Source organism: Bacillus sp. MMSF_3353, from assembly GCF_030733445.1.
GTDB classification, from domain to species: Bacteria; Bacillota; Bacilli; order Bacillales; family Bacillaceae_G; genus Bacillus_A; species Bacillus_A wiedmannii.
On the sequence record NZ_JASHJA010000004.1, the window covers coordinates 284184 to 303244 of the forward strand.

Consider the following 19061-nt stretch of genomic DNA (forward strand, 5'->3'; position numbering starts at 1 on the left):
GTAGTATACTTAGTCATTATTTTGAGTTTTCCAACAAAAACATCGAAGGTGACACAATGTTCTATATAAAACAACTACTACACTTCACTTACGAGCAAGCATTATCTTGTTTATTCCCAGTCGTTATTTTCTTAACACTAGCCCTATCAAAAATCATTTCTAGCCCAGGGTTATACCGCTACGATTTCATACTCATCGTATGTCTTCTTATGCAGTGGATCATGTACAAGACTGGACTTGAGACGAAAGATGAATTAAAAGTAATTACTGTCTTCCACCTCATCGGCCTTCTACTAGAAATATATAAAGTACATTTCGGTTCATGGAGTTATCCGGAAGAGGCATATTCAAAAGTTTTTGGAGTGCCGCTTTACAGTGGCTTTATGTATGCAAGTGTCGCTAGTTACATATGCCAGGCGTGGAGAAGATTACATTTGCAAATGCATCATTGGCCAAAAGTTATTTTTGCAATACCTCTAGGAGCAATGATTTACTTTAATTTTTTTACACATCATTTTCTATATGACTTTAGATGGGTATTAACTGTACTTTTATTCATCGTTTTCTTTCGGACATTTGTAGAATTTTCATTACGAGGCGTTACATATAAAATGCCACTCGTTCTCTCCTTTTTCCTTATTGGTTTCTTTATTTGGATTGCAGAGAACATCGCAACATTTTTCGGAGCATGGCAATATCCAAATCAACGGGAAGCATGGAATCTCGTTCACTTAAGTAAAATTAGCTCGTGGTTTTTACTCGTTGTTATTAGCATTATAATTGTTACACAACTCAAACATTTGAAGGAGTCAAAAAGATAATGCTGATTATGTAAAAAAGCCCATCACTCATTAGAAAGTGATGGGCTTTTTTACCTTCCTTATTAAAGGAGTTACACATTATGAGCTACTACTAGCAGAAGAGGTTGCTGCAGATGAAGCGGCAATCGTTGCCATCATAGCTGCCTGTTGTGCTTGTATGAGGACTTCTATCATAGTTTGTAAACCTGTGTTGGTAGCTTTACTTTCCTCACCTTTTTGACTTACGAACAGTTGAATAGCAATAAGAATATTCGCATCTGTATGCCAACGGAATAATTTCTCTCCCTGCAATTTTTCAATCAATGCTTTAATAGCATGAACCTCTTTTTCTCCATCTTCAAGTAACGCTAGTAGCCCGATTGCTGGATAATGCATCTGTTTCACTTTTACCTTTTCTTGTTTTAACAAACTCCAAATGTTTGTACATGTTGCAACTAACATTTCTTCACGGACATCCTTCTTTAGCGAAAGAATATGACTTAAAAATTGAAGATCATTCCCTTTACGCAAACCAGCTTTCGCTAGTTTCTGATACAGACGTTCTACACGGTCCATAAGTGTTTCTACATTCTCTGATTGTCCTGCTAACAAAACTGCAAGCGGATAATCATTTGTACCTGTAAGAAAAAGATGATCCTCTTTCATACGTTTATATACTTGCATCGAACGCTGAATGTGCGTGCCATGTTGTTCATTTTCTTCTGTTAAAAGCACAGCTGCTGCGAGATAAGTAAATATACTTCGGCTAAAACCACCAGCAACCAATTGTTCGTATAAATCTAAAAACTTCCGAAAAGCTTTCTTATAATCTGTAAAGTGAATATCTAAAGTTGCGGCCACCACAAAGCGATGATAAGACTTCAAGTATGAAAACATCCCTACCTGATTCTTAATATAACTACTAATTTCTAAAAAACGTCCAAGGTCAAACAATTTATCACTACCTGTATACATAGCAGCAATCATCATTCCTGTTCGAGAATCACTCGTTTTCCATTTTATCTCTCCCTTTAATTGTCCATATGTATGTGTGTATTGCTCCAACTTTTGTTCTAATGTAATCATAGTATTCACCCCTATTTCTAGTTCTTCTCTACTATTATACTTATATACCATATACATTCCGCAACCTTATTTCTGTATTTTCTTCAATATTTTTCTATTATGTAAAACAAATATAATAACTATACCTACTTTATCAGTATCAAGATTACAAGCGCTTACACCCCTTTAAGCTCAACGACAAAAAGGATAGATAATAAATTATCTATCCTTTTTGTCGTTATATTATTTCACAATACAGGTGTAATTTCGTTTTTTACATGCAATTACAACTAAAGAGCTTTAATAATACGTTCCATCGCCTTCATTTGTCCAATATGATCAGCTTCATGATAAAGCATCATACCGTAAAGCTCCCCTACTGTTTCCAATCCTAGGAATGGCTCTGGCAGTTTATTTTCAAATGCTTCTGTTGGAATTTCGTTAATACGTTTCGCTTGTTCTTTTAATTGAGCCACTAACCCTTCCAATGACGGCCCCTCAGTTTTCCATTTAGATGGTCTTGATCCATACCCAAACATACCTGGATATTCAGTTGGTAATTGTTTGAATTCTTTTCCAAACATGAAAACTTCTGCTGCCGTTAACACATGACCGATATGCCAGCGAATTGTATTGTTAAAACCTTCTGGCTGCGTATCCACAGTTTTATCGTCTAGCGTCTCCATAAATTTAAGCAATTCCCCACGCGTTATTTCAAATTGTTTTAAACCAACTAGTCTATTCATTTGATCGTTCCCCTTCTTCATGTACCATTTATTATGAACTAAGAATGTTCAACACATTAAAGTTTTACCTTGTTTAATCTATCAGAAACGATTAAGAAAAACATCTAATATGCTTAGTCAAAATATTTAAAAGGTTCACCCCTAATAAATATAGAATTACTTACTACAAAGTTAGTTTAGTAAATAATAGAGGAGTGTTAATTACATGTTACATGTTTTAAAACAACAATATAATCTTATTAGCTCTACAAGAGAAACTCTATTTTCGTTTTTGGAAGAAATCCCACTAGAAAAATTACATAGTACTGTTCCGAATTTCGGTAGCGGTAGCATTATAAAGACACATATTCATGTAGCCGATTGCTATCGGTACTGGCTTGGATCATTCGCATTCAAGCAAAAACGGGCAGATTTTTCATTTGCTAGTGATTATGAAATTGAGCATGCAGATATCACGAAAGTCCGTGCTAGATTTAAGTTAGTAGATAAGACTGTACAACATTTTTTAGATGAATACAATGACCGCTGGCTCGAAAATATAGCAAATGAAGTAAAATGGCAAAAAGAACCTTGGAGTACAACTCCGCTATGGCTTTTAACTCATACAGAGACACATGAGTTTCATCATAAAGGACAAATTGTATCAATGGCTCGTCACCTTGGATACAATCCTCCTGATACAGACCTTATTAGTTGATTACCTAAAAACTTAGAATGAATACAGATCGAGCATGCTTTGAAACCCAATCAAAACATGCTCTTTAAATATGCTATCTTAAATTTTTTATAATATAATCAATACCAAATAGTCTCCGAATAATTATATGCGTCACTATTCGGAATAGCATGTTTCCCTTGCGCCTGTGCCTTTCTTGGATCTAAATCATATACCATTGGCGTATAGCATGATGTTTGCCCTTTATTTACAACACCATTTCCTCCAGTACTCCCACAAGTATATGCCTTTCCATCTGTTTTTCTTACGATTCTTGCATCAGCTTCGTTATTATATACTGCTGCACGAGTTACTGTAACTTTTGCCCATGCTGTCTTACACGTCGTGCTAAATTTTAATTCCACATAAGAATTGGAATCAATCCACTTCTTTTCTTTCGTTACTGCGGATTGGTCACAACTATTATAGTAAGGACTTTTCCCATCATATGAATGGTCTTCTGCATATGCTTTATCATTACCAGTCATACTAAACATACTAGTTAAAACGAGCAAAGATAGAAAAAAACATGCGCTCAGCTTTTTTAAAAGTTTCATAGCACTCCGCTCCCTTATTAATAACGTCCAGTTTTCCCGTAACCATTATTAATCGTCACCGCTTCGGCATCAGCTGTATAACCAAAATCAGCAGTTAAATCAAATACCATTCCTGTATAAGTGCTCGTTTGACCTGTTTTTATTGCTCCATTACCACTATTAGAATCTACTGATTTTTGGAATACACCGTTTTTATATTTATTAATAACAGCGTAAGCATATATTCCCCCAGAAACAGAAGGTGCTGGTTGATCTAAAACAAGCTTAGACCATGCTGCGTGACATTTATTACTGTAACGTAAATACACTGTCCCTACTTTTTTACTACCCTCATACACCGCTGTAGACTTTGCATTAAATCCATCTGCATCACACGTTGTACTGCCTCCGTATACTTTTGTTGTAGCCGGATTTTTTCCGTCATAGTAACTACTTAAATCAGTAGCTGCAAATGTACTTCCTTGAAAACTAAATAATACACCTATACTTGCCACACTTAATACACATACTTTCATTAACTTTTTAAACATTTTCAATCTCCTCCCTCAAAATAAGTACGTATAATAAAGACAATCTCCCCCTATGTACGCCCCTCCTTTCATACTTCCTAGAGGCATCTTACAGAAACGAATAAACGTTGTAAATTTCCTTATGAGTATTGGAATATACGAAGAAATTTACGTATCCGTCTAAGAAAAAAAGTTGAGAAATACACATTTTATAGCATCCTTTATTTAAAACATAAAAGAACCGATACTTGTTACATGCAAGCATCGGTTCTTTATACAAAAGTGCCATTTTTTCTTTTATATAAAATAAATATTTCTCCACTTAATCCGTTGTAAAAAACTCCCTCGTTACATCAATAAATTGTTGTAGCGGCGCTGTCATCCATTTATCTTTATGCCAAGCAATTTGTGTATAAATCGGTGAGATTGCATTTTCTACATGTAACTCTTTTATCGTCCCTTCTCTTATATCTTTTTCTACTACTATCGCTGGTAAAACGGCTATTCCTAACTCTGCAATAACACATTGTTTAATTGCCTCTACACTAACGAACTCAATCTTATTTGCTGGATACACCTCTTCTGTACGAAATAGCTCTTCAAATAAAGTCCGATACGAACAACCAAGCTCCGTTAGTAAAAGTGTCTCACTTTCTAAATCTTTTGTAGTAATGGAAGGTTGTTCAAGTAAACGATGCCCTGAAGCAGCTACTACTTTTAATTCTTCTTTCATAAGCGGCTCCACATGTAAAGCATCTTCTGTTTTACATTCATCCAAAATAAAGGCAAGATCGACTTTTCCCTCCATCAATTGTTCCTTCGCATCTTTATTGGAATGCGCTGGTTTAAATACAAGTTTTATTTGAGGAAATTGTGCTTTAAACCTCTTTAATATAGATGGGAGCCTATATGTACATTGACTCTCTTGCGCACCGATTATTAACGTACCTGCTATTTCTTCATCATCTTTCACAGCCATTTTCGCTTCGTTGCTGAGTGCAATCATCTTGTCCGCATATAGTTGAAACTTCCTACCTGCTTCAGTTAGAAAAAGACGTTTTCCTAATCTTTCAAATAACGGCGTACCTAGCTCAGCTTCTAACGTTTTAATTTGCGCCGTTACGCTCGATTGAGCAAAGTTTAGTTTCTTCGCAGTTTGTGTAAAGTTCAAACTATCTGCCGCCACTTTAAATGTAATTAATTGTTTTATCTCCATTTATCGTCCCTCTTTTCAATCGATATTCCCGATTGATTTCATCGAAATAATCCTCTTTGTCTATCGATATTTGTATTGTATGATAAAGAGCATCGACAAACAATAAAAATGGAGGTATTCCATATGAAAGTACTTTGTTTCGAACAATTTGGAAGTCCGGATGTACTACAATATAAAGAAATACATGATCCAATCATAAATCCAAATGAAATTCTTGTCCGTACGAAAGCAATCGGATTAAATTTCGCCGATATTTATAGACGCCGCGGTGATTATCATCTCGCTGGCAATCCGCCTTATATATTAGGTTATGAAGGCGCTGGTATTGTTGAAAAAGTAGGAGCTGACGTTACGAATATTAATCCTGGAGATCGTATTTCATTTGCTGACGTTCCATTTGCAAATGCAGAACTAGTTGCCGTTCCATCGGAGAAAGCAATTAACCTTCCAGATTCTATCTCTTTTGAAACAGCCGCTTCTGTCTTATTACAAGGTCTAACGGCACATTATTTAACGAAAGATAGCTATCAAATAAAACAAGGTGATATAGCTTTAGTACACGCTGCAGCTGGTGGTGTTGGGCAACTACTTATTCAAATCATTAAACTACTGGGCGGAAAAGTGATCGGCCTAACGTCATCAAAAGAAAAAGCAAAGATAGCCACATTAGCTGGCGCTGATCACGTATTTTTATATTCTGAAGCATGGCATACAAAAGTAGTTGAAATAACAAATGGAACTGGAGTAAATGTTGTATACGAATCAGTAGGTTCTACATTAGAGGAAAGTTTTAGCGCTACTAAAACTGGTGGCACTGTCGTATTTTACGGAATGGCCGGCGGTAATCCTGCGCCCGTTGATCCGCGTATGCTTATGGATACTTCGAAAACTTTAACTGGCGGAGACCTTTGGAACGTGCTTACATCTTATGAAGAGAGAAAAGAACGCTCCTCTCAATTATTCAAATGGATTGCGACCGAAAAATTAAAGATCACAAGTTCTACTACATTCTCTTTACAAGATGGTGCCCGTGCTCATGAATTATTAGAGAGCAGAAAAAGTACTGGGAAGATTTTATTGATCCCATAATTAACAACATAAAAAGGAAGCTAGATTTCTCTACCTTCCTTTTCTTATTTTTATATTTCCACACTTGCTTTCCCTTTTGCAACATAACTCATATCTCCAACAGACTCGACTGTGTATGTTCCGTCTTGATATACAATCTTCGTCACACTAGCATTTTCCACTCCAAGTTTTGTTTTACTACTGTCTAACATTTCGATTAATGTAGTAATCAAAAGCCCATGAACAACAACTAAAACGTTACCGCCACCATTTGCAGCAGATTCTTCACTAATTTTATCAATCTCTTCTTTTATACGAGTAGAAAATAATTCCCAATCTTCCGCCTGTTTCGTAGGGTCTGCTGCTCTAATAAGATTAATCACTTCTTGAATAGAAAACTTCATAAGTTCTTCTGGTGATGCAACACCTGCAGCTTTTCCAACTACATCCCACATATTTTCAAGTTTTTCACCTTCAAAAATACCAAAATTTAATTCTCGTAATTTTTTTCTTTTCTCAAGTTTTAACTTTGATTGCTCACTATATTTTAATACTAAATTAGCAGTTTCAATCGCTCGTCCACTATCACTACTATATGCACTCATAAAATGAACATCTTTTAATCCCGTTCCTAAATTAGAGGCAACTTCCACCCCTTTCTCTACTAACGGAGAGTCTGCCCAACCTTGCGCGCGATGATTCGTATTTAATATTGTTTTACCGTGTCTCGTAACATATAACGTAACTACATTCTCATTGCTATCTGTATCTCGATTCTTCATTCTTTTCTCTCCCTTTACATTTCTATATCAATTTTACCATCTTAATTATTCATTGAGCAAAATATACGTAAGTGAATTTGCTCAATAAAAAAAGCTATCTTTCTGTATATCTCTACAAAAAGATAGCATCTTTTATGATTACATTTCTTAACTGATATTCCTACTCAGCAAAAGCACTCGAATACTGTACAATTCCTTCTACACCTTGCAGAGCGTTCTCACTTAACTCCATCACCATAAATACTTCATCTGGCACTTCAAATGGTGCTTTTATATTCCACTCACTTGCTTTCTTAAAGCCAAATTTCGGATAGTATTCTGGGTGTCCTAATACTACAACTGACCCGTATCCAAGTTCTTTCGCTTTTTCTAACGCAGCTCCAATAAGTTTTCCACCAATTCCTTTTTTCTGATAGCCCCTAGCAACTGAAACCGGTGCAAGTGCTAATGATTCTACAGAAGTTGCACCTTGTTCTATCTTTATTTTTGATAACAGAATGTGCCCAACAATTTCTTCATTTACCGCAACGATTGATAATTCAGGAATAAACGCGTCACATTTTCTAATACGACTCACAAGTTCATGTTCTGTTTTATCACTGAATTCTTCTTTTAAAAATGCTTGTTGTACAACTTCTTCTGTTTTTTTATAATCACTTTGTTGTTCTTGTCTAATCGTTACCATTTTAACTTATTCTCTATTCTTTCTTATTTCTTTTTGGATTTTACGAAGCGCTTTTTTCGATCCACGCTCAATATCATGTTGCATTTTTCTTTCTTTATAATCGACAAATAGTGTATTTAAATCGTATCCCTCTGGGTATAATTCTTTTGCTGCTACCTCTAACGTAATACGTTTTACATTCACTTCAACGAATTCACCGTTATAATATACAACGACGTTATAGAAATTATCTATTTCCTTATAGATGATACCAAAATCATCATAATCTAATACATTTACACGATCGCCGATTTTGTACTCGTAATGATTTTCTCTTTTTTCTTGCACAAATTTCGGTTTTCTAATTTTGCTTTCATTCAGTTTTTCAAAACGATATTCTTTATTTTCCATGTACTCTTTCGCTCTTTTCAGTACATGTTCTCTTACGTTCATTTTATTTGCAATCCAAAGTGCATTACTTTCACCTGATTTTCCGATTACTAATTTATAAAGTGGTTCTAGTGTCTCACTATTAAATTGCATCGCTGCATTCATAAAATCATCATGCATTTCTGAGAATCGTTTAATTTCACCATAATGAGTACTCGCAACTGTAATACATCCCGCAAGATAAAACTCCTCTAAAATAGAAATTGCAAGTGCTGCCCCTTCATTCGGTTCAGTCCCGCTTCCTATCTCATCAAATAATAGTAGCGTATTATTATTTGACATCCTCATAATTTCAGATAGATTTTTCATATGAGATGAAAATGTACTTAGTGCATTTTCAATACTTTGATTATCACCAATATCTACAAATACATTTTCGAAAATAGCAATTTCTGTTTCTTTATCTCCAGCGATGTGCAGGCCTGACATTGTCGCTAATGTTAGTAGTCCAATTGTTTTTAATACAATTGTCTTCCCGCCCGCATTCGGTCCTGTAATAATTAAACTACGGTAACTTTGACCGATTTCAAAGTGTAACGGTACTACTTTTCCACTTAAAAGCGGATGCTTACAATTCACTAAATGAATGTAGCCATGATCATTTAACTTCGGCTCTATTCCATCGATCGATTTACTAAACTTCGCTTTCGCAAATACCATATCATATTGACTAATCAATTCCATGTTAATTTTTATATGATAAATATTTTCTACTACCATGCCTGATAAAGTCGCTAAAATTTGATACTCTTCCATCGCTTCTTCTGCTTTCAAACTTGTGAGTTCCACGTTTAACTTTGTAACCGTATGCGGTTCTACAAATACAGTAGAACCTTTAGCGGACGCTTCAACTATACTTCCCGCAACTTGATTTTTATAAGAAGATTTAATTGGAATCGTATACCTATCATCCTTCTTACTAATAAAGAACTCTTGAATATACTTCTTATTTGCACTACTATTTAAAAACTTCGTTAAGCGCTCTTTTATTTTTCCGTCTACCGAATCAATGTTATTGCGAATTCGTTTTAATTCCTTACTCGCAGCTGCATCAATACTATTACCTTTAATGGAAAAGTTGATTTCCTCTTCAATACTTTTATATTCAGTCATTGAATTCGCATAAGAAGCTAATACTGGCGCAAAAAATTCTTTATCTAACATAAATTTTTTAATCTTTCTACAGCCGCGTAAAAAGTCAGAAACACTTACTAACTCTTCAGGATCTAAAATCATCCCTTTTTCTAATTTTTGAATTGTACTAGCAATATTTGAAATGCCAAAGAAAGGAACATGCCCCTCTGCATCTACTATAGCTCGTGCTTCTGTCGTTTCATTCAAACGATTCCTCACTACTTTTATACTCGTACTCGGCTCTAATTTATTTAATAATTCTTTACCTAACCCACTTACACAATAAGATTTCACTATATCCTTCAATTCATTATATTGTAACTTTTCAAAAGTCATCGTATTCATTTTGTTTCTCCTCACTATGATTGATTTTTATCATAAATGAAGATACCTACTCATTAGATTCCAATGAGTTCTACATGATTCATTTACCATTTTTATACATTAAAAAAATATACAAAAAAGCTGCGGGGATACCGCAGCTTTTACATTTACAAGGCATGTGTAATAACATATGAGGAAATAAGCCATAAAAAACGGATGGCACTCCCCTTATTACACGCTTTATAAAGTATTGTAGGTATCTTCATAGGTATCGAAATAAATCCATGACCAAATTAGGGGTATGATATACATAAAAATCCCCTGGTCTTATCCGATTTATTTCATTAAATTTTTCCTATTTAGTACCTACCGCACTCACAAAAAAGCACCTCTCATTAATTTATATTATAGTCATTGAAATCTAATTTACTGAAATCATCATACTATATGTTTTGTGAGAAGTAAAGGTGTCAGACTATTCCCTTGCAGATTGTAAAGCTTTCATATAATCAACCTTTTTCTCAAGGGTCTTTTTCGCATCTTCAGCCGTTACTATATAATCTATCGCAATATGTAGTAATACATCCTTATTATCATTTGGCAACTGAATTGTTATATCATCCACACTACTCTTACTATCTTCAATCGTTTTATTAAATTCCTGAATACTTCTCGCAACCTCCGCTAATGTCTCCATATGCGCACGGTTGTTTACATCTAAAAAGATATTACTTTTGAAAACCGCAGTAACATAATGCTTCGGATGTTGCTTCGCTACTTTTTTCTCTTCATTCTTACCGAAAACAGCGTCCCCTGTTTGCATTTTCTCGAAAGTAAGTATAGTATTAGTCCCTTTTTCTTCATAATATGTATTGAATCTTTCTCGTAAATCATTCGCTTCTTTTTTTATTTTATAGTTATCATTATTTACCTTTGGAGAGGTTCGTCCATCGAACCCTATTTGAAATTGTAAATATGGTTCATCTACTTGCTGTACATAAGCTGTCCGTTTGTTTGGGCCTAAAAAATCCTTACCTTGTTCGGGTATTTCAATTCGATCTAGTTTCACAGAAATACCATGCTCCAATTTTGTATAACTTTGTGCTTTTTGTTCAATTTCTTTATCCGATATATCACATGATGTTAATAGGAATAAACTAAACATTATGCTATATTTCATTATTGTTCTTTTCATATTGCCTCTCCTTTTGCTACTACTACCTATATAGAAATGTCCTTATCGATTTTAAATTACGATTTATATAAAGAACTTCTTTCAATAGTCACAAGTGTAAAAAAACCTATTTATTATCACTTTACACTTATTGTGTAATTTTACACTATGTTCATTTTACCGTAAAGCAAATATAATATCTATTAAAATCACGTTAAAAACATACTAATATTTAGTTCTATAGCAATCACAGTAAGGAGATATTCTTCGAGTACGAATAAGAGAAGCCACAGGTGACATTATTTATTCCAACGCATCTCTTGTTGTCTCAAAAGTCGACTAGTTCATTTATTAAAATAAAGATTTAGGAATGATAATAATATAAAAAGAAGAGGAAAACTTATATTTCAGTCTACCTCTTCTTTTCTATTAACAATTCACTGCTGAACATATATGGAAACTGATCCTCCACTTACATGGAACTGCCCCCATCCATCCTTATTAATTGTTACAGTATTTGTTTGATTACCCGTCATATCGTGCCATACTTCCCCTGCATTATTCTTTCCAACATCCATCCACTTTGATCCTCCCGGTCCATCAGAGATTAATGTCGCTAAACCAGAATTAGCATGTACACTATCACCTTCTCTTGTCCATCCAATCACATCTGGATGGTCTAAATAATCACGCTGCGTACCATATGCAAAGTTTTTTCGTGCCGTCAAAATCGGATTAATTTTATCTTTTAATGCTGGAATTTCATAACTACTATTTCCGTTTGTCCCATAGTAATCACCATAGAAAACTGAAGGATAGCCCTCTGCACGAGTTAAAATAAATGCATATGCCAACGGTTTAAACCACGGACTTACTACAGATTCTAATGACTGTCCAGGCTGAGAATCATGATTCTCAACGAGAGTAACTGCAAGTGCAGGGTGATTTTGCATTACTGTTCCATTTAAAATATTTCTCATATCATAATTCCCATTTCCTTTTGAAGCATAATGAAAATTGTAATGCAGTGGTGCATCAAATACAGATTGATTATAATTGACCTTCGCTAAATAATTATTTAAAGTTCGAATATCATTTTGCCAATATTCAGCTACTGTAAACATTTCTTTCCCCGTTTGCTGTCTGACATGATTTACCCAATCGCGTAAATATTCATGATCAATATGTTTAACAGCATCTAAACGAAAGCCATCTAAATTTAATTCATTCGCATACCACTTTCCCCAATTTTTCATCTCATTCGCAACATCTGGATGATCAAAATCAAGATCTGCATACATCAAATAATCATAATTTCCATTCTCGCTAGACACTTCCCAGTCCCATGCTTTACCTATCCCCCTAAATTTATAAATTCGATTTAATTTCCTTCCTTCATCCCAATCCGTTCCGTCAAAATGATACCATTTCCATTTGAAATTAGAATAAGCATCGCCACGCCCTGGAAAGTTAAACCCTGTCCATGCATTAATTTCATAATCACCGGATACTTCAATATTTCGATTGTTACGGTCTACCTCGACAACTGTTACAGTTTCAGTATAATCTGCTCCACCTTTGTGATTCATAACTACATCACCATATACATCAATGTTTTGCTTATGTAAAGCTTCAATTGCAGATTTCAGCTGTGCTTTTGTCCCATATTTCGTCCGCACCGTTCCTTTTTGATTGAATTCTCCCAAATCATATAAATCATACGCTCCATATCCTACGTCATTTTGCGTAGTTCCTTTATATGCAGGCGGTATCCAGACAGATGTAATTCCTTTCTGAGCTAAATTTCCAGCATCCGAACGCAAACGATTCCAATGATTCCCATCATTCGGAGCATACCACTCAAAATACTGCATTAACGTTCCATTGTTAACCGTATCTGCATAAACTTTACTCCCCCCATATATACTAGGTAAATACAAAACAATCGACAAGCCGACTACTGTTATTCTTTTCAACATATTTACATCATCCCCTTCCAAGAAAACGTTTGCATAGTTTATCGGAATTATTATAATATTCGTTCTACAATTAGTAAAGTAGCAATCTCTCACTCTCCCACATTATTTTTTAATCTAACTTCACATATTTAACAAATACTTCAAAGTAGTTTTCATTTCACATCTTATTCAAGATTGTTTACAATTTATCTATAAAAGCATGACGGAGGGATTTCTATGACCGACTTTCAAAAACAATTTTTCGCACGATTACATATAGAAGAAAAACAAAAAGTTTCATTTGAAGATTTACCTAACATTATGTACGCGATGGCACAAACTGTCCCTTTTGAAAACTTAAATATACTCGAAAACAACTTTACAGAAATATCAAAAGAAAATCTAAAAGAAAAAATTTTAGTAAACAACCGTGGCGGTCTTTGTTATGAACTCAATCCTACTATGTACTACTTCCTTAAAGACGCTGGATTTGATGTTCATCTCGTTTCAGGAACAGTGTACAATGCTGCAAATTCTATATGGGCTGTTGATTCTGGACACATCGCAACTGTTTTAGCACATCATAATGAACTTTATTTAATTGAAGTAGGATTCGGATCATACTTACCTCTTACACCTATTCCTTTCTCAGGTGAAGTCATTCACTCCATTACAGGAGATTATCGTATTCGTAAAGAAATGACTGAAAAGGGAAATTACATGTTAGAGATGCGTAAAAACAATGAGTTTTTGGATCAATCTTCTGCTGATGATTGGACGTTAGGCTATGCATTTTATATAGAAGAAGTGGATGAAGAAAAGGCAAATGCAGCACAAGAAATTATCGTTGAACATGAGGGCTCACCATTTAACAAAGTACCTCTTATTGTAAAACTAACTGAAGATGGGCATGCATCTTTAACAAAGGATAGTCTCACAATAGCGAAAAACGGTAAAAAAACGAAAGAAAACGTTACAGATGTGCAATATAAAAATCTTTTACATTCAAAATTCGGAATTACATTATAATTTTTTTAGCCTTGTCATTTTAGCAAGGCTTTTCAATTTTCAGCAGGGATTTTTTGCAATTTGTTGTATTTCATAGTTATATAGGAATATAACTACATATTTAGAAAGGAAATGATTATGACAGAACTTAAAGATCGACTACAAGTAGATGATAAAGAGAAATGGGATTTAACGGATATTTATCATACAATTGAAGATTGGGAAAGCGATTTTCATAAAATTGAAGTATTAACGAAAGAATTACATGAGTTTAATGGACATATTCACGATGGCAATAGTTTATTAGCCTATTTAACAAAGAGCGAAGAAATTTCTAGCATAATATCTTTAATGTTCGCTTATGCACGATTACAATCTGATCTTGATACGCGCGATACTGACGCTCAATCTCTTGTCGATAAAGTATCACAATTACACGTGAAAGTAAGTGCGGCTAAATCTTTCTTTTCCCCATTCTTACTTAGCGTAGATGAAAACACATTACATTCTTACATAGAAGAAGCAGAAGGTTTACAATATTATAAAGAAGACTTATTTGAATTATACCGTTATAAAAAACACGTATTGAATAAAGACCAAGAAGAGATTTTATCACAAATGGGCGAAGCACTTTCCTCCCCACAACATACATACGGCATGTTAAATAATGCAGATATACTATTTGGTGAAGTGACGACTGATGAAGGAGAAAAAGTTACTTTAACGCGCGGAATGTATGCAAAGTTAATAGAAGATGAGAATCGTGAGAAACGTAAAGAAGCCTATAAAGCTTATTACAAACCATACGTTCAATTAAAAAATTCTATCGCTTCTACTTTATCTGCTGCTATTAAAAATAATGTTACTGTTTCAAAGCTAAGAAACTATCCATCTGCTTTAGAAAAATCATTATTTGGCGACATGGTTCCGAAAGAAGTATATGAAAATTTAATTGATACGACGAAAAAAAACATTCAATCACTACATACTTATAATGAACTTCGAAAAGAAAAATTACATGTAGATGAACTACGCCAGTACGACTTGAGCGTTGATTTAGTAGCGGGTGTAAAACAAGACATTCCATATGACAAAGCGTTTGACATGATGATCGAATCACTAGCTCCATTAGGTGAAGAATATATTGAAACATTAAAAAGCTTTAAAGATAAACGTTATATTGACGTGAGAGAAACGCCAGGAAAACGTTCCGGCGCTTATAATTTTGGTGTATACGGTGTTCATCCTTTCATTCTTTTAAATCATCACGATGATTTAAATAGCCTTTTCACTCTCACTCATGAATGTGGACACGGTATGCATACGCACTACTCACACGGATACCAACCAAGAATTTCTGCACACTATACTATTTTTGTTGCAGAAGTCGCTTCTACAGTAAATGAAGTGCTATTAATTCATCATTTATTAAAAGAAGCAAAAGATGCTAATGTACGTAACCATTTAGTAAATCATTTCATCGACAAATTTAAAGGCACTTTCTTTACACAAATTATGTTCGCTGAGTTTGAAAAAATCACACATGAAATGGCACAGCAAGGTAAACCATTAAATGCCCAAGTCTTTAGCGAAGTTTATGAAAACTTGTTTAGAGCGTATAATGGCGACTCCCTCGTATTTGACGAAGAAGTAAAATACGGCTGGGCTAGAATACCGCATTTCTATCGTCCATTTTACGTGTACAAATACGCAACTGGTTTTGCTTCTGCAATCCAAATTGCTGATAAGTTATTGAGCGGCGATCCAAATACTCAAAAACATTATATTGAATTCCTTAAAGGCGGAAGTTCTGACTATCCATTAAACTTACTGAAGAAAGCTGGAGTTGATTTAACTACGCCAGAACCGATTGAAAGTGCACTAAATCGTTTTAGCTCACTTGTTGAAGAGTTTTCAGCATTATAAAAAGCATGCAGAGTATATACTCTGCATGCTTTTTTCATTTTTCTTACTTTATGCTAACTGTTGCTGCGTCACACAGTGATTCATGCCACCATACGCAAACAGTTCATTTACATAAATACCGACAATTCTTCTTCCAGGAAACTGCCCTTCCATGATTTGAAGCGCTAACTTGTCATGCTCATCGCCATATATAGGAACTAATACAACTTCATTTCCAATGTAGAAATTCAAATATGAGCCCTTACAGTCTGCTTCTTTTACCACTTTTCTTGTCACCGGTACTGGTATGAGCTGAAATGGCTTTCCATCTATATTTCTTGCTTGTCGCAATTCTTGATAATGCTTTTCGTACGCCTCCAAAAGGTATGATTCACTTTCTCCGAAAGGATCATATTCATAAAGAATTGTATTTTCATTTACAAAACGTGCTGCTCCATCAATATGGTAATCCGTATCTTCATCATAATTATCCTCACCGCGAATGCCCCTTATCCATATAAAATTCGTTACCCCTAAATGCTTCGTTAACTCTATTTCAATCTCTTCCTGACTTAGTGTAGCATTTCGATTTTCATTTATAATAGAAGTTTTTGCCGCCATTAAGGTTCCATTTCCGTTTATCTCTATTCCCCCGCCCTCTAGACAGACACTAGAATTAACTTTTGGAATGCTATACATTTCACTTATTTCCGCCGGAATACCCGCATCATTTTCATACGGATATTTCTCACCCCACCCATTAAAAATCCAGTGTGTTAAGCAGAGATTGCCTTCCTTATCTTTTACAAAAATCGGTCCATTATCTCTTACCCACACATCATCCGTCTCTTGAACTAAGAAATCAATTTTATCCATATCCACTTTCGCTTCCATTAACTTCGATTGGACATGTACTTTTTCTTCTTCATCATATACAACAATATGCACAATTTCTCCGTAATGAAGCTCCTTTGCCATCGTTATCCAAATATCATCTAGCTTAGCTCTGTAACCTTCACCTCTATGAGCTTTATCATGAGGCCATTGGAGCCATGTCCCCTCATGTTTCTCCCACTCAGCAGGCATATAAAATAAACTTTTTGTCATACGTGTTCACCCCTTCTATCAATGTAAGTTCAGTCTAAACTTTGACATCGTGTTAAGGTCAACAGAAATATATTAACTACTTCATAAACTGATTCTTTATTTTCCCTTGTGATACACTACTTCTCCTTGTAAAACCGTCACTAAAACTTTCGCATTCGGAATCTTATCGGCACTCATTTTAGTAATATCTTCATTTAGTAATACCATATCGGCTGATTTACCTACTTCAATTGAACCAGTAATATTATCAAGACCTAATGCTTTAGCGGGCTTAATTGTATATGCATCAATAGCTGCGTATACATCTGACAAGCCCTTTTCATCAATACTTAGTGCATTCGAAATCGTCACAAGTGGATTTAGTTCATTTACATCCCAATCACTACTAAGTGACACGTTTGCTCCTGTTTTCCAAATGCGTCCTAACGGCATAATTCGTTTCATCTGTTGATTTGTAAAATACGTACTTGCCCAGCTTTGTTTAGGATCTTCTGCAAAATCATGACCTACTTGGAAATCAGCGCTAATACCTAACTTAGCAAAACGATTTATATCACTATCTTCTACCATCTCAACATGCGTAAGCGTATAAGGCTGATTCGCCCCTTCTTTTTTCGCTGCCTCAATTGCATTTAAACTCTCTCTTACCCCGCCATCTCCAATCGTATGAATGAGCGCACCGTAACCAAGTTTATTAAGTTCCTTCAACCACCATTTCATTTTCTCTTCTGGAATATAGTTCAAACCGTACGGCGTTCCCTGAAACCACTCAAATTTATATTTTTCTAGTATTTTAGCTGTACTGTTAATGCTAATTCCATCACTATACATCTTCACTTGATTAATAAGCATTCGAGATGATACATCATCACGCTTAATCTTTTTGAAATACTCTATTTGTTCTGCTTCATTTAAGTTCGGATATACCCACGGACGAAGTACTACTCGCGACGTTAACTTTTTCTCATCGTTAACTTTATTCCAAACATCTAACCAGCCTCGTTTCCAATAAAGACGTCCATCGCCGACTGTAGTAATCCCATTCTTCGCAACCTCATCTAAACCGTCCAGCAAACCTTCATAATTTTTTTCAAAGAGATTAGGCTGAGAATTCCATGCTTTTTCCATCACGATATCTCCTGCTGTATCATACAGAAGCCCGAAAGGCTCTCCTGTTTCTGGATCCCGGATGATTCTTCCGCCTTGCGGATCTTTCGTCTCTTTATTTATTCCCGCTACTTCCAATGCTTTTGAGTTAACCCAGACAGAATGAGAAGTTCTTTCCATAATTAATACAGGGTTATTAGGAAATAACTCATCAAGAACTTGTAATGGCGTTTGTTGTTCTGACTTTTCGTCCATATCTTTTAACAGCTCTTCCAAACTAAATCCCGTTCCACTTATCCATTCGCCATCTTTCACATCTTTTTTACAAGCCTTTAAATACGAGCGTTGTTCTTGCAACGAAGCATCCGGTGAAACACTACAATTCCCTGCTGCTGGTGATTTCGCCTCAAATATATGATTATGATTGTCCACAAAACCAGGAAGAATAAAACGTCCTTGTAAATCCACCACTTTCGTATCTTCATTTATAAATTCTTCTACATCTTTGTTTGAACCAACAAATGTAATTTTCCCTTCTTTAACGGCTACAGCCTCTACAATGTCTTGCTTGCCATTTGAAGTATAGATGGTACCATTTTTAAACACTACATTTTTGGGCAATTCCTTAGGTAAAACAAAACTACCATTCTCACCTTCTCCTACTCCAGGAGTACAAGCCGATACCCATGTCATACTTAGAATCAGACAAATAATCATGATTGTTTTTTTCATATTTTTTCTCCTTTTCATTATGATGAATTACTTACATAAA

General features: G+C 35.0%; 17 protein-coding genes and 1 pseudogene. 6 read left to right on the forward strand and 12 right to left on the reverse strand.

The features are described from left to right. Window positions 1-56: 56 nt before the first annotated feature. Entirely contained in the window at window positions 57-821 is a 765-nt protein-coding gene (locus RBB48_RS12365; protein ID WP_098134282.1) for a DUF817 domain-containing protein, read from the forward strand. 78 nt (window positions 822-899) lie between these two features. Here RBB48_RS12365 and RBB48_RS12370 read toward each other — a convergent pair whose 3' ends face one another. Together RBB48_RS12370 and RBB48_RS12375 are read right to left on the reverse strand one after the other, a co-directional pair. Continuing rightward, window positions 900-1937 (reverse strand): DUF4003 domain-containing protein, encoded by a 1038-nt coding sequence (locus RBB48_RS12370; RefSeq protein WP_306007705.1) that lies wholly within the window; start codon window positions 1935-1937, stop codon window positions 900-902. Between the two features lie 218 nt (window positions 1938-2155). After that, entirely contained in the window at window positions 2156-2632 is a 477-nt protein-coding gene (locus RBB48_RS12375; protein ID WP_306007706.1) for a DinB family protein, read from the reverse strand. A gap of 184 nt (window positions 2633-2816) precedes the next feature. On the opposite strand from RBB48_RS12375, the gene RBB48_RS12380 reads away from it, so the two are divergent. Then, entirely contained in the window at window positions 2817-3308 is a 492-nt protein-coding gene (locus RBB48_RS12380; RefSeq protein ID WP_088609590.1) for a DinB family protein, read from the forward strand. Window positions 3309-3406: 98 nt separating this feature from the next. Here the strand turns inward: RBB48_RS12380 and RBB48_RS12385 are convergent, their stop codons facing one another. The 3 genes from RBB48_RS12385 to RBB48_RS12395 form a co-directional block, all read right to left on the reverse strand. Beyond that, window positions 3407-3883 carry a DUF2690 domain-containing protein gene (locus RBB48_RS12385; protein WP_098134276.1) on the reverse strand — a complete coding sequence of 159 codons (477 nt, stop codon included), beginning with the start codon at window positions 3881-3883 and terminating at the stop codon, window positions 3407-3409. Window positions 3884-3900: 17 nt separating this feature from the next. Then, on the reverse strand, window positions 3901-4413 hold the full coding sequence (locus RBB48_RS12390; RefSeq protein WP_306007707.1) for a DUF2690 domain-containing protein: 513 nt from the start codon (window positions 4411-4413) through the stop codon (window positions 3901-3903). A 301-nt stretch (window positions 4414-4714) separates the two neighbouring features. Further along, window positions 4715-5608 (reverse strand): LysR family transcriptional regulator, encoded by an 894-nt coding sequence (locus RBB48_RS12395; RefSeq protein ID WP_306007708.1) that lies wholly within the window; start codon window positions 5606-5608, stop codon window positions 4715-4717. A 123-nt stretch (window positions 5609-5731) separates the two neighbouring features. Between RBB48_RS12395 and RBB48_RS12400 the strand changes: the two genes are divergently transcribed. Beyond that, complete coding sequence (locus RBB48_RS12400) at window positions 5732-6697, forward strand: quinone oxidoreductase family protein (protein ID WP_306007709.1); 966 nt, start codon at window positions 5732-5734, stop codon at window positions 6695-6697. Between the two features lie 50 nt (window positions 6698-6747). On the opposite strand, the gene RBB48_RS12405 is transcribed toward RBB48_RS12400, so the two are convergent. The 4 genes from RBB48_RS12405 to RBB48_RS12420 form a co-directional block, all read right to left on the reverse strand. After that, window positions 6748-7458, reverse strand: coding sequence for a histidine phosphatase family protein (locus RBB48_RS12405; protein WP_149212388.1), 711 nt, complete (start codon window positions 7456-7458; stop codon window positions 6748-6750). 160 nt (window positions 7459-7618) lie between these two features. Then, complete coding sequence (locus tag RBB48_RS12410) at window positions 7619-8143, reverse strand: GNAT family N-acetyltransferase (RefSeq protein ID WP_097889782.1); 525 nt, start codon at window positions 8141-8143, stop codon at window positions 7619-7621. Window positions 8144-8149: 6 nt separating this feature from the next. Continuing rightward, window positions 8150-10051 (reverse strand): endonuclease MutS2, encoded by a 1902-nt coding sequence (locus RBB48_RS12415; protein WP_088122755.1) that lies wholly within the window; start codon window positions 10049-10051, stop codon window positions 8150-8152. 454 nt (window positions 10052-10505) lie between these two features. After that, a complete protein-coding gene (locus RBB48_RS12420; protein WP_106382877.1) occupies window positions 10506-11225 on the reverse strand; it encodes a hypothetical protein in 720 nt (239 codons plus the stop codon). A 235-nt stretch (window positions 11226-11460) separates the two neighbouring features. Between RBB48_RS12420 and RBB48_RS12425 the strand changes: the two are divergent. After that, window positions 11461-11547 (forward strand): annotated as a pseudogene (locus RBB48_RS12425) (exosporium leader peptide); the annotation flags it as partial. A 94-nt stretch (window positions 11548-11641) separates the two neighbouring features. Here the strand turns inward: RBB48_RS12425 and amyS are convergent. Further along, complete coding sequence (amyS, locus tag RBB48_RS12430; protein ID WP_306007710.1) at window positions 11642-13183, reverse strand: alpha-amylase; 1542 nt, start codon at window positions 13181-13183, stop codon at window positions 11642-11644. Window positions 13184-13399: 216 nt separating this feature from the next. Here amyS and RBB48_RS12435 point away from each other — a divergent pair, with 216 nt between their 5' ends. Both RBB48_RS12435 and pepF read left to right on the forward strand, forming a co-directional pair. Beyond that, window positions 13400-14191 (forward strand): arylamine N-acetyltransferase family protein, encoded by a 792-nt coding sequence (locus RBB48_RS12435; RefSeq protein ID WP_088609600.1) that lies wholly within the window; start codon window positions 13400-13402, stop codon window positions 14189-14191. Between the two features lie 117 nt (window positions 14192-14308). After that, window positions 14309-16096 carry an oligoendopeptidase F gene (gene pepF, locus RBB48_RS12440; RefSeq protein ID WP_098134260.1) on the forward strand — a complete coding sequence of 596 codons (1788 nt, stop codon included), beginning with the start codon at window positions 14309-14311 and terminating at the stop codon, window positions 16094-16096. Window positions 16097-16144: 48 nt separating this feature from the next. Here the strand turns inward: pepF and RBB48_RS12445 are convergent, their stop codons facing one another. Further along, entirely contained in the window at window positions 16145-17182 is a 1038-nt protein-coding gene (locus RBB48_RS12445; RefSeq protein WP_306007711.1) for an agmatine deiminase family protein, read from the reverse strand. A 96-nt stretch (window positions 17183-17278) separates the two neighbouring features. After that, a complete protein-coding gene (locus RBB48_RS12450) occupies window positions 17279-19021 on the reverse strand; it encodes an amidohydrolase (protein WP_306007712.1) in 1743 nt (580 codons plus the stop codon). Between the last annotated feature and the right edge of the window lie 40 nt (window positions 19022-19061).

Bases quoted from the DNA above. Each gene is read 5' to 3' on its own strand.
- RBB48_RS12365 (WP_098134282.1), top strand. From the start codon at position 57: ATGTTCTATATAAAACAACTACTACACTTCACTTACGAGCAAGCATTA.
- RBB48_RS12370 (WP_306007705.1), bottom strand. From the start codon at position 1,937: ATGGTATATAAGTATAATAGTAGAGAAGAACTAGAAATAGGGGTGAAT.
- RBB48_RS12375 (WP_306007706.1), bottom strand. From the start codon at position 2,632: ATGAAGAAGGGGAACGATCAAATGAATAGACTAGTTGGTTTAAAACAA.
- RBB48_RS12380 (WP_088609590.1), top strand. From the start codon at position 2,817: ATGTTACATGTTTTAAAACAACAATATAATCTTATTAGCTCTACAAGA.
- RBB48_RS12385 (WP_098134276.1), bottom strand. From the start codon at position 3,883: ATGAAACTTTTAAAAAAGCTGAGCGCATGTTTTTTTCTATCTTTGCTC.
- RBB48_RS12390 (WP_306007707.1), bottom strand. From the start codon at position 4,413: ATGTTTAAAAAGTTAATGAAAGTATGTGTATTAAGTGTGGCAAGTATA.
- RBB48_RS12395 (WP_306007708.1), bottom strand. From the start codon at position 5,608: ATGGAGATAAAACAATTAATTACATTTAAAGTGGCGGCAGATAGTTTG.
- RBB48_RS12400 (WP_306007709.1), top strand. From the start codon at position 5,732: ATGAAAGTACTTTGTTTCGAACAATTTGGAAGTCCGGATGTACTACAA.
- RBB48_RS12405 (WP_149212388.1), bottom strand. From the start codon at position 7,458: ATGAAGAATCGAGATACAGATAGCAATGAGAATGTAGTTACGTTATAT.
- RBB48_RS12410 (WP_097889782.1), bottom strand. From the start codon at position 8,143: ATGGTAACGATTAGACAAGAACAACAAAGTGATTATAAAAAAACAGAA.
- RBB48_RS12415 (WP_088122755.1), bottom strand. From the start codon at position 10,051: ATGAATACGATGACTTTTGAAAAGTTACAATATAATGAATTGAAGGAT.
- RBB48_RS12420 (WP_106382877.1), bottom strand. From the start codon at position 11,225: ATGAAAAGAACAATAATGAAATATAGCATAATGTTTAGTTTATTCCTA.
- amyS (WP_306007710.1), bottom strand. From the start codon at position 13,183: ATGTTGAAAAGAATAACAGTAGTCGGCTTGTCGATTGTTTTGTATTTA.
- RBB48_RS12435 (WP_088609600.1), top strand. From the start codon at position 13,400: ATGACCGACTTTCAAAAACAATTTTTCGCACGATTACATATAGAAGAA.
- pepF (WP_098134260.1), top strand. From the start codon at position 14,309: ATGACAGAACTTAAAGATCGACTACAAGTAGATGATAAAGAGAAATGG.
- RBB48_RS12445 (WP_306007711.1), bottom strand. From the start codon at position 17,182: ATGACAAAAAGTTTATTTTATATGCCTGCTGAGTGGGAGAAACATGAG.
- RBB48_RS12450 (WP_306007712.1), bottom strand. From the start codon at position 19,021: ATGAAAAAAACAATCATGATTATTTGTCTGATTCTAAGTATGACATGG.